This window comes from Synechococcus sp. R5-13 (assembly GCF_047462015.1).
Lineage (GTDB): Bacteria > Cyanobacteriota > Cyanobacteriia > Thermostichales > Thermostichaceae > Thermostichus.
On the sequence record NZ_JANSIL010000206.1, the window covers coordinates 1 to 7,956 of the forward strand.

Below are 7,956 nucleotides of genomic sequence, written 5' to 3' on the forward strand. Positions count from 1 at the left end.
GATTGTGTTCCCACCACGCAAAGCGCTCTGCCAAGCGGTAGTTGTACTGCTTGCGTAACAAGTCTAGCCACTCGCTCATCAAAGCAATCTGGCTGGGCGTAGGTCGCAAACGGTACTGGTAAGCAGTTCTCATTGAGGCAAGGGTAATCTACTGGAATGAATCCTACCTTATTGCTTCATGCGGTGGGGTTACCGTCTCGGTTTTAGGCCAGTCCATTGAAAACCAAAGTGTCCCCGCCTCTCATCCCGACCTTCACCCTGGATAGTGGTGAGTGGATAGTGACTAGCCACTAGTCACTAACAGAGGGCAGGGCTTCCCGGCGGTGTAGCTAACGCTACGCATCGCCAACAGGAGCGATGAGCAGGGGAAACGCTACAAAAAACAAACCGTGAAAAATCCCCCGGCCTCAAGGGTGAGGAGAACGTCAAACTGCCCAAAATTCCCCTGCAATTTGCAATGGCCACAAAAGGGGATCCCTAGAGCTTGCGGGAATAGAACTCAACCACCAAAAGCTCGTTGACCGGGGCGCAAATTTGCTCGCGGGGGGGCAATTCCTTGATGCGTCCGCGCAGCTTTTCTTTGTCAAACTCCAGGTAGTCCGGCAAAAACAACCCCGGATACTCCGCGTAGGCGGCCACCAGCTTGCGGGAAGATTCCTTGTTTTTTACTGTAATCACATCCCCCACTTTGCAGCCATAGCTGGGAATGGTTACCTTTTGGCCGTTAACCTCTATGTGGCCGTGGCTCACGAGCTGCCGAGCTGCCGGAATGGTTGGAGCCATGCCCAGACGAAACACGATGCAATCCAACCGCATTTCCAGCATTTGCAGCAAGGCCAAACCGGTGGATCCCTTGGAGCGCCGTGCCTTGCGCATGTAGCGGATCATCTGCCGCTCGCTCAGCCCGTAGTTGAAGCGCACCTTCTGCTTTTCTTCTAAGCGAATGGCATATTCGGATTTTTTCTTGCGCTCGGCGCCATGCATACCGGGCGGGTTGGTATTTTTGGGGCGCTTGCGCGTCAAGCCGGGCAGATCAAGTCCCCCGAAGCGACGAATAATTTTTAGGCGGGGGCCTGTGTAGCGGGACATGGGGGCATTTCTCCGAAATCAGCAAACAAAGTCAGCAAGAGATGGTCAGCTGGGGAGCAAGAGGACGAGGCACCAAAAGAATCAGCGACCTACTATATTAAGCGTTTAGTTCCTGCTTTGGACAAGGGGTCAAGGCTGTCTTTTGGGATCCCGTCTCCACCGTTGTATTCACCCTGTCAGTCGTAGTGAACCCCCAGCTGGGTGCGGATGAAAGCGCGATCTTCGCTAAGCAAGCCGTTGAGGGTGCGCCGTTCCCCCAAGATGGGATCCGGATCCAGGCCGATGGCTTCCAAGTCGGCCAGCACCATCAGCTCCACCAACTGCGGGAAGCTCACCTTGGGCTCCCATCCTAGGACTCGCTTGGCTTTTGAAGCATCCCCCAACAGCAGATCCACCTCGGTTGGGCGGTAGTAGCGGGGATCGATCTCGATCAACACTTGGTCTTTGTACAACCCCTGTTCGGCTTGGCCGGAACCTTTCCAGGTAATCGGCAGGCCCACCAGCGCGAAGGCCCGTTCCACAAACTCGCGCACAGTGTGGGTTTCCCCGGTAGCCAGCACATAGTCATCCGGCTGGGGTTGTTGGAGCATCATCCACATCCCCTCGACGTAGTCTTTGGCGTAGCCCCAGTCCCGCTTGGCATCCAGGTTGCCCAGGTAGAGCTTGTCCTGTTTGCCGGCCACAATGCGGCTGACGGCGCGGGTGATCTTGCGGGTTACAAAGGTTTCCCCTCGCCGTGGGCTTTCGTGGTTGAACAAGATACCGTTGCAGGCGAAGAGGTTGTAGGCTTCGCGGTAGTTGACCGTCTGCCAGTAGCCGTACACCTTGGCACAGGCATAGGGGCTGCGCGGGTAGAAGGGGGTGGTTTCCTTTTGCGGGATCTCTTGCACTAGGCCGAACATCTCCGAGGAGCCTGCCTGGTAAAACTTCACCCGGATCCCGGTGCGCTGCTGGTAGTCGCGGATGGCCTCTAGAAGACGCAGCGTGCCCATGGCCACTGCATCGACGGTGTATTCCGGCGCATCAAAGCTCACCCGCACGTGGGATTGGGCCCCCAGGTTGTACACTTCCGTCGGCTGCACCTGTTCCAAAATCCTGCGCAGGGTGGTGCCATCCGTGAGATCCCCGTAGTGGAGAAACAGCCTGGCCTGGGGGTTGTGGGCATCCACGTAGATGTGGTCGATGCGGTCGGTGTTGAAGGTGCTGGCGCGGCGGATGATGCCGTGAACTTCGTAGTTTTTCTTCAACAACAGCTCGGCCAGATAGGAGCCATCCTGTCCGGTGATGCCGGTAATTAGGGCACGTTGGGTCATAGAGCTGGGGGCAAAGATCGGGAAAAATGAAGAACCAAGTGGCTCAAGGCTCAAGTCCAATGGCAAACCTCAAAGCGGAGACCTTGAAGCTAGAACATTATAGTGCAGCGGGACTCCTTCTCCTCAGGCAGGGCCCGCCGAGGCACATTCCTGGCCAAGGGTGTGGTCTTTCAACCGTTGCAAAGCGGCAGTCAGGGCTGTGGGCCAGGGATCCGGCTGGCGCAGTTGTCGCACTCCCTGGGGCAGGCACAGCACAGAGGCGCGGCTGGTGCGGGCAATGGCTTCCAGATCCGGCAAGGGATCCAGCAGCAGCCCTTTTTCCATAACTTTGCGCAAGAGCGGTTCGTAGCCAGGAGGCGGGGGCTCGTCAGCATGGCCCAACAAGTCTCCTTCAGGGCCGCGAAAGATCTGCTTGCGACCGGGAAGGGTGGCTTTGGCAAAGGAAGCTTTGGCCACTGGGATCCCATTGATTTCCACCAATTTGTACACCCCGTTTACGCCTTCTCCGGTTACCAGGCGGGTGCCCACCCCATAACCGCTGATGGGGGCTTGGGAGCGATGCAGGCGCTCGATCTCGTATTCGTCCAAATCCCCACTGACGAACACCGGGGCGCCTTGAGGCAAAATTTGTTTCACCCGGCGAGAGAGATCTTCCAAATCTCCCGAGTCGATGCGCACCCCGCCGATTTCCCCCTGGGATCCCAGTTGATCTGGGCTTCTGGCCGCAAAGAGCTGGGCTGCTGTGCGCGCCCCTTGGATGGGATCGTAGGTATCGATTAGAAGCGCAGCTTGGGGAAAGTAGCGCCGAAAGGATTGAAAGGCGCGGGTTTCGTCTCCCGAGAGAGCAGCAATGGCCATCACTAGGGAATGGGCCATGGTTCCTGCCGGCTTGCGCCCCAATTTCAGGGCTGCCAAGACGTTGGAGGTGGCATTGAACCCTGCCGCCAGAGCCGCCCGGGCTGCCCACAGCCCCGCCTGGGGACCAAAAGCTCGCCGGGTGCCGAACTCCAACAAAATGGCCTCATCCCCTGCTGCATCTCGCATACGGGCCGCCTTGGTGGCGATCAGGGTCTGGTAGTTAAAGGTGGACAGCAAGTAAGTTTCCACCAGTTGGGCTTGCCAGAGGGGGGCTTCCACCCGCAACAGGGGCTGGTTGGCGAAAATGGCGGTTCCTTCCGGCACCGCCCACACATCCCCCTCAAACCGGCAGCGGGCCAGCAGCTCCCAAAAGCGCTCCGGCGCATCGGCGAAAATGCCCGTTTCCCGCAGCGCTCGCAAAGCCTCGGGGGCGAAGCTCAGTTGCTGCAGGTATTCCACCGCCTGGGTGAGCCCCATGGCAATCAGATAGCCATAGTCGGTGGGCAGCCGCCGCACGAACAGCTCAAAGGCAGCGGGCTGAGCCTCTAGCCCTTCCCCCACATAGCAAGCGGCCATGGTGAACTGGTACAGGTCGGTTAGCAGGCCATAGTCTTGGGGCCGCAACGACGAGAAATCAGGGCTCAACATGAAAAACCTCGGGGCAGAAGCCAGTGGGGAACGGCGGGATCGAGCAGAGGGCTGTTGCGAAGGTTATAGTGAAACTTACCATAAGTAAGGCTGCTTGTAGGGATCCACCAGAAGCATCACAACCCCAAAAAACCCTAAAAATCGGCCTCGACAAGACACCAAACCCAAACTCAGCCAGAAATACAGGCGGCCATCTGGACAAAATCTTGCCCCCAACTTATAGTGAAACCAACCATAAGTGTTACCCGTCCAACTCTATCGAGCGGGTGCAAGCCTGGTCAATCCAGCCCCCACCGGAAGAACGCCATGAATACCACTCTACAGGAGCTAACTGTTAAGGCTCCAGCGGGCCTTCCCCCCCACTTTGATCCGGAGCGGGTGGGAGAGATTTGGCGCGTGCCCTACCAACAGCGGGCAGCAGAAGCCGAGCTCTGGGCCAAGGAGCAAGGGATCCCGCCGGCAGAGGCGGATCGGGTGCGGGTGGGCTTGTTGCTCATTGATGTGCAGAACACCTTTTGCATTCCCGGCTTTGAGTTGTTTGTGGCCGGTTCCGGCGGATTGGGAGCGGTGGAAGACAATCGACGGCTTTGTCAGTTCATCTACCGCAATTTGGCCTGCCTCACCCAGATCATTGCCACTCTCGACACCCACACGGCCATGCAGATCTTCCACCCCGTCTTTTGGGTGGACGCGCAGGGAGCCCATCCTGAGCCGGCCACGGCCATTTCGGCAGCCGATATCCGCTGCGGACGCTGGCGGGTTAACCCCGCCATGGCTGCCAACCTCACCCAGGGGGATCTGACGCGGTTGCAGGTCTACGCTCTGCACTACGCCGAGCAGTTGGAGCAGGGGGGAAAATATCCCCTCATCGTCTGGCCCTACCACTCCATGCTGGGGGGGATCGGCCATGCCTTGGTGCCGGCGGTGGAGGAGGCGATTTTCTTTCACAGCATGGCCCGCTGCAGCCAGCCCAGCCTGCAGCTCAAGGGAGCCAATCCCTTGACGGAAAATTATTCCGTGCTTAGCCCGGAGGTTTTGACCGGGCCGGAAGGGGATCCCATCGACGAGAAAAATGAGCTCCTCATCCGCCACCTGCTGCAGTTTGACGCCCTGATCGTGGCTGGCCAAGCCAAAAGCCACTGCGTGGCCTGGACGGTGAGTGACCTGCTGCAGGAAATCCAAGCCACGGATCCCAGCTTGGCCAAGAAAGTCTACCTTCTGGAGGACTGCACCTCGCCGGTGGTGATTCCCGGCGTTGTGGATTTCAGCGAACAGGCGGAGGCCGCCTTCGCCCGCTTTGCGGAAGCAGGAATGCACCGAGTGCGCTCCACGGATCCCATCTGGGAGTGGCCTGAGTTTCCCCGGGATCCCAGCTGACCTCCAACATCCGGTATGATGCAGCAGGATCCTCTGCTGGAGCAGCCCTGTGTACGGTCGCGGTAGCGGTGCGGAGCACTCTCGCGGTAGCGGTGCGGAGCACTTTTGGGATCCCCGCCCTGAGGCCAGTTCCACCGTCTCCAGCAGTCTGCGCCCCCCCAGCGGTGCCCGGGATCTCCTGCCGCGGGAAGTACAACGGCGGGAGAAGCTGGAGGCTCAGCTGACCCGGGTTTTCCGGCGCCATGGCTACCAGCGCATCATCACTCCCACCCTAGAGCGGCTGGAAACGCTGCTGGCGGGGGGATCCATCCGCGCTGAGTCGGTGCTGCAACTGCGGGATGGCGAAGGGACGATGCTGGGGCTGCGCCCCGAGTTCACTGCTTCCATTGTGCGGGCGGCAGCCACCCGTCTAGCCGGTGGGCCTTTGCCGTTGCGGCTCTACTACCACGGCAGCGTTTTTCGCAACAGCCGGCGGGAGGAGGGATCCTACAGTAGCCAGGAGTTTTTTCAGTCCGGAGTGGAGCTGATCGGGGCAGGGGGATGGCTGGCAGATGCCGAGATTCTGCTGCTGCTGGCCGATTGCATTCGCTCGATCGGCATCTCTTCTTGTGTAAACGGGACGGAGGCCGCCTGGACGCTGCTGCTGGGAGATGTCAGCCTCACCGAGAGTTTGCTCAGCGCCGTTGCCCCCACGGCTCAAGCGGCAGTGCGCCGTGCCATTGCCCAGCTCGACTACGTTTACCTGGAATCGGCCCCTCTGCCGGAAGCCGCCCGCCAGATTGGCTTGCAGATTCTGGGGCTGCGGGGCCAGCCCGGCTCAGTTCTTTCTGACCTGGCTCAGTTGCCTGTGCCGCCTGAGCGGCTGCGGGATCTGCGGCAGCTCTGCCAGGTGCTGGAGGAACATGGGGTGCGGGTGGTGCTGGATCTGAGCTTGTTGCAAACCCTGGCCTACTACACCGGTATCGTTTTTCAGGCGGTGGCGAGCGGGGAGGTCATTGCTCTGGGGGGGCGCTACGACCGGCTGCATGCTCTCTACAGCCCTCAGCAGGTCGAACAGCCGGGGATTGGCTTTACCCTTCTGCCGGATACGCTGCTGCGGCTCTTGCCCCCCGATCCCCAAACCGAGGAGATGGGCTGCAAACGGTTGGTGGTGCCCCTGGTGCCGGCAGGGATCCCGGCGGCGCTGGCCTTGGCCGCCCGCTGGCGAGAAGAGTGCACCGCACCGCTGACGCGAACGGAGGCGGTGGAGCTGGAATTGCTGGATCGGGCCCCTGAAGAGATCGAAGCCTATGCCCGCCAATGTCGGATCCCGGAGATCGCCTGGGTACAAGCCGACGGCAGCTACCACATCACCCACCCGGGCTAATGCTGGCAAGGTTGACCTCCCAACAGAGACGGGGCTGCACCAGTTGCAACAGGTGTTGGCGAATGCGTTCCAACTGCCGGATGGCGCTCTGCACCCCTGGCGCAAACGGCTGACGGGATCCCTGCGCCCAAAAATGCTGCTGCAAATAATCGATCAGCCACAGTTGTGCCGGCAGCTCCAAACTGGCCACCGCTCTGCCCAATTCCAATGCCTGCTGGAGAGAAGAGTGCCAGGGCCAACGTTTGAGTTCCTCAAGGAGCGACGGCGGGATCTGCTGCAGGTGCTGGTGGGCCAGCAAGGCCAAGCCGGGGCTGCCCTGGGCCAAGGCAATCAGCTCGGATCGAGGGATCCCTGCCAGATCTGGGCAACCCAACCCACTCAGCACCCGGTCGACCTCTTCTGGGCTGAGGCGGCGAAAAGGCACCATCTGGCAGCGGGACAACAGCGTCGGCAACAGCGAGGCCGCCTGGGGGGCGATGAGTATAATATGGGCTGGGCCTGGCTCCTCCAGGGTTTTCAACAAAGCATTGGCAGCGCTTTCCGCCAAGGTTTCGGCTCCCTCCAGCACCACCACCGCTCCCGATCGCGTAAGCGGGACGGAGTCCTTTAGCGGGGCGGAGCCCTTTCGCTGGGCTCGAATCGGCTTGCGGGCACAGAAGCGGGATACCCCCTGCACCTGCTCCAGGCGAATTTGGGGCGGCGAGCGCCGTTGCAAGGTTTGCGCCTCCGGGGAGTCTGCCGCAATTAGGCGGCCTTGGTGCAGGTAGGTGGGGCTGACCCAGTGGAGATTGGGATGGTTGCCCGCCAGCAGCCAACGGCAGTGGGAGCACTTGCCGCAAGGGATCCCGGAGCTGGATTCGCACAAGAGGGCCTGGGCAAACCAACGGGCCATCAGCTTCCGCCCCACCCCTTGGGGGCCCAAGAAGCAGTAGCTGGAAGTCACCCGCCCCTTCTCCAGGGCCGCCACAAGCAGTCGTGCCGCCATCTCCTGCCCGACAATGTGCTGTGGAGGCAAGACCTTCATCCGCTTGACGGTCTCGGCGCTCGGACGGAGTTCTGGCATATCTCAGCATCCGCTGGCAGAAGCTGGCAGGAAATGTTTGCGAAAATACTGCAGCGTCTCCGGTCGCAATAACCCCCGCTCCACCAAGGGATCCCCCCAGTGGGGCGAAGATTCATCCATCGGCGGCAAGGACTCCAGCACTTCAGCAGCCAACAAGTCGGCAGCCTTGAGGAACTGATACATTTACGCTGAACACTGCTGAACATCACTGTTCAACTATGCAGCGATAGCATTCTGTTTGT

Annotated in this window: 8 protein-coding genes; 2 read left to right on the forward strand and 6 right to left on the reverse strand. The window is 60.3% G+C overall.

Annotated features, from left to right (window positions below):
- The 4 genes from NW840_RS13470 to NW840_RS13485 all read right to left on the reverse strand — a co-directional run.
- The coding region (locus tag NW840_RS13470; RefSeq protein WP_414344831.1) for a helix-turn-helix domain-containing protein at window positions 1-133 on the reverse strand (133 nt) is incomplete at its 3' end.
- A 344-nt stretch (window positions 134-477) separates the two neighbouring features.
- Window positions 478-1,089, reverse strand: a complete 612-nt coding sequence (gene rpsD / locus NW840_RS13475) for a 30S ribosomal protein S4 (RefSeq protein WP_011432724.1) — start codon at window positions 1,087-1,089, stop codon at window positions 478-480.
- A 176-nt stretch (window positions 1,090-1,265) separates the two neighbouring features.
- Window positions 1,266-2,402, reverse strand: coding sequence for a GDP-mannose 4,6-dehydratase (gene gmd / locus NW840_RS13480; protein WP_414344822.1), 1,137 nt, complete (start codon window positions 2,400-2,402; stop codon window positions 1,266-1,268).
- 123 nt (window positions 2,403-2,525) lie between these two features.
- The gene (locus NW840_RS13485; RefSeq protein ID WP_414344823.1) at window positions 2,526-3,908 is read right to left on the reverse strand and encodes a nicotinate phosphoribosyltransferase; all 1,383 of its coding nucleotides are present in this window, start codon (window positions 3,906-3,908) and stop codon (window positions 2,526-2,528) included.
- A gap of 306 nt (window positions 3,909-4,214) precedes the next feature.
- Here NW840_RS13485 and NW840_RS13490 point away from each other — a divergent pair, with 306 nt between their 5' ends.
- Complete coding sequence (locus tag NW840_RS13490) at window positions 4,215-5,285, forward strand: isochorismatase (protein WP_414344825.1); 1,071 nt, start codon at window positions 4,215-4,217, stop codon at window positions 5,283-5,285.
- A gap of 49 nt (window positions 5,286-5,334) precedes the next feature.
- Window positions 5,335-6,651 (forward strand): ATP phosphoribosyltransferase regulatory subunit, encoded by a 1,317-nt coding sequence (locus tag NW840_RS13495; protein ID WP_414344827.1) that lies wholly within the window; start codon window positions 5,335-5,337, stop codon window positions 6,649-6,651.
- On the opposite strand, the gene NW840_RS13500 is transcribed toward NW840_RS13495, so the two are convergent.
- Both NW840_RS13500 and NW840_RS13505 read right to left on the reverse strand, forming a co-directional pair.
- Window positions 6,635-7,714, reverse strand: coding sequence for a DNA polymerase III subunit delta' (locus tag NW840_RS13500; RefSeq protein ID WP_414344829.1), 1,080 nt, complete (start codon window positions 7,712-7,714; stop codon window positions 6,635-6,637). The two genes, NW840_RS13495 and NW840_RS13500, sit on opposite strands and share 17 nt — an antisense overlap.
- A 3-nt stretch (window positions 7,715-7,717) precedes the next feature.
- Window positions 7,718-7,897 (reverse strand): hypothetical protein, encoded by a 180-nt coding sequence (locus NW840_RS13505; RefSeq protein WP_011432732.1) that lies wholly within the window; start codon window positions 7,895-7,897, stop codon window positions 7,718-7,720.
- Window positions 7,898-7,956: the final 59 nt, after the last annotated feature.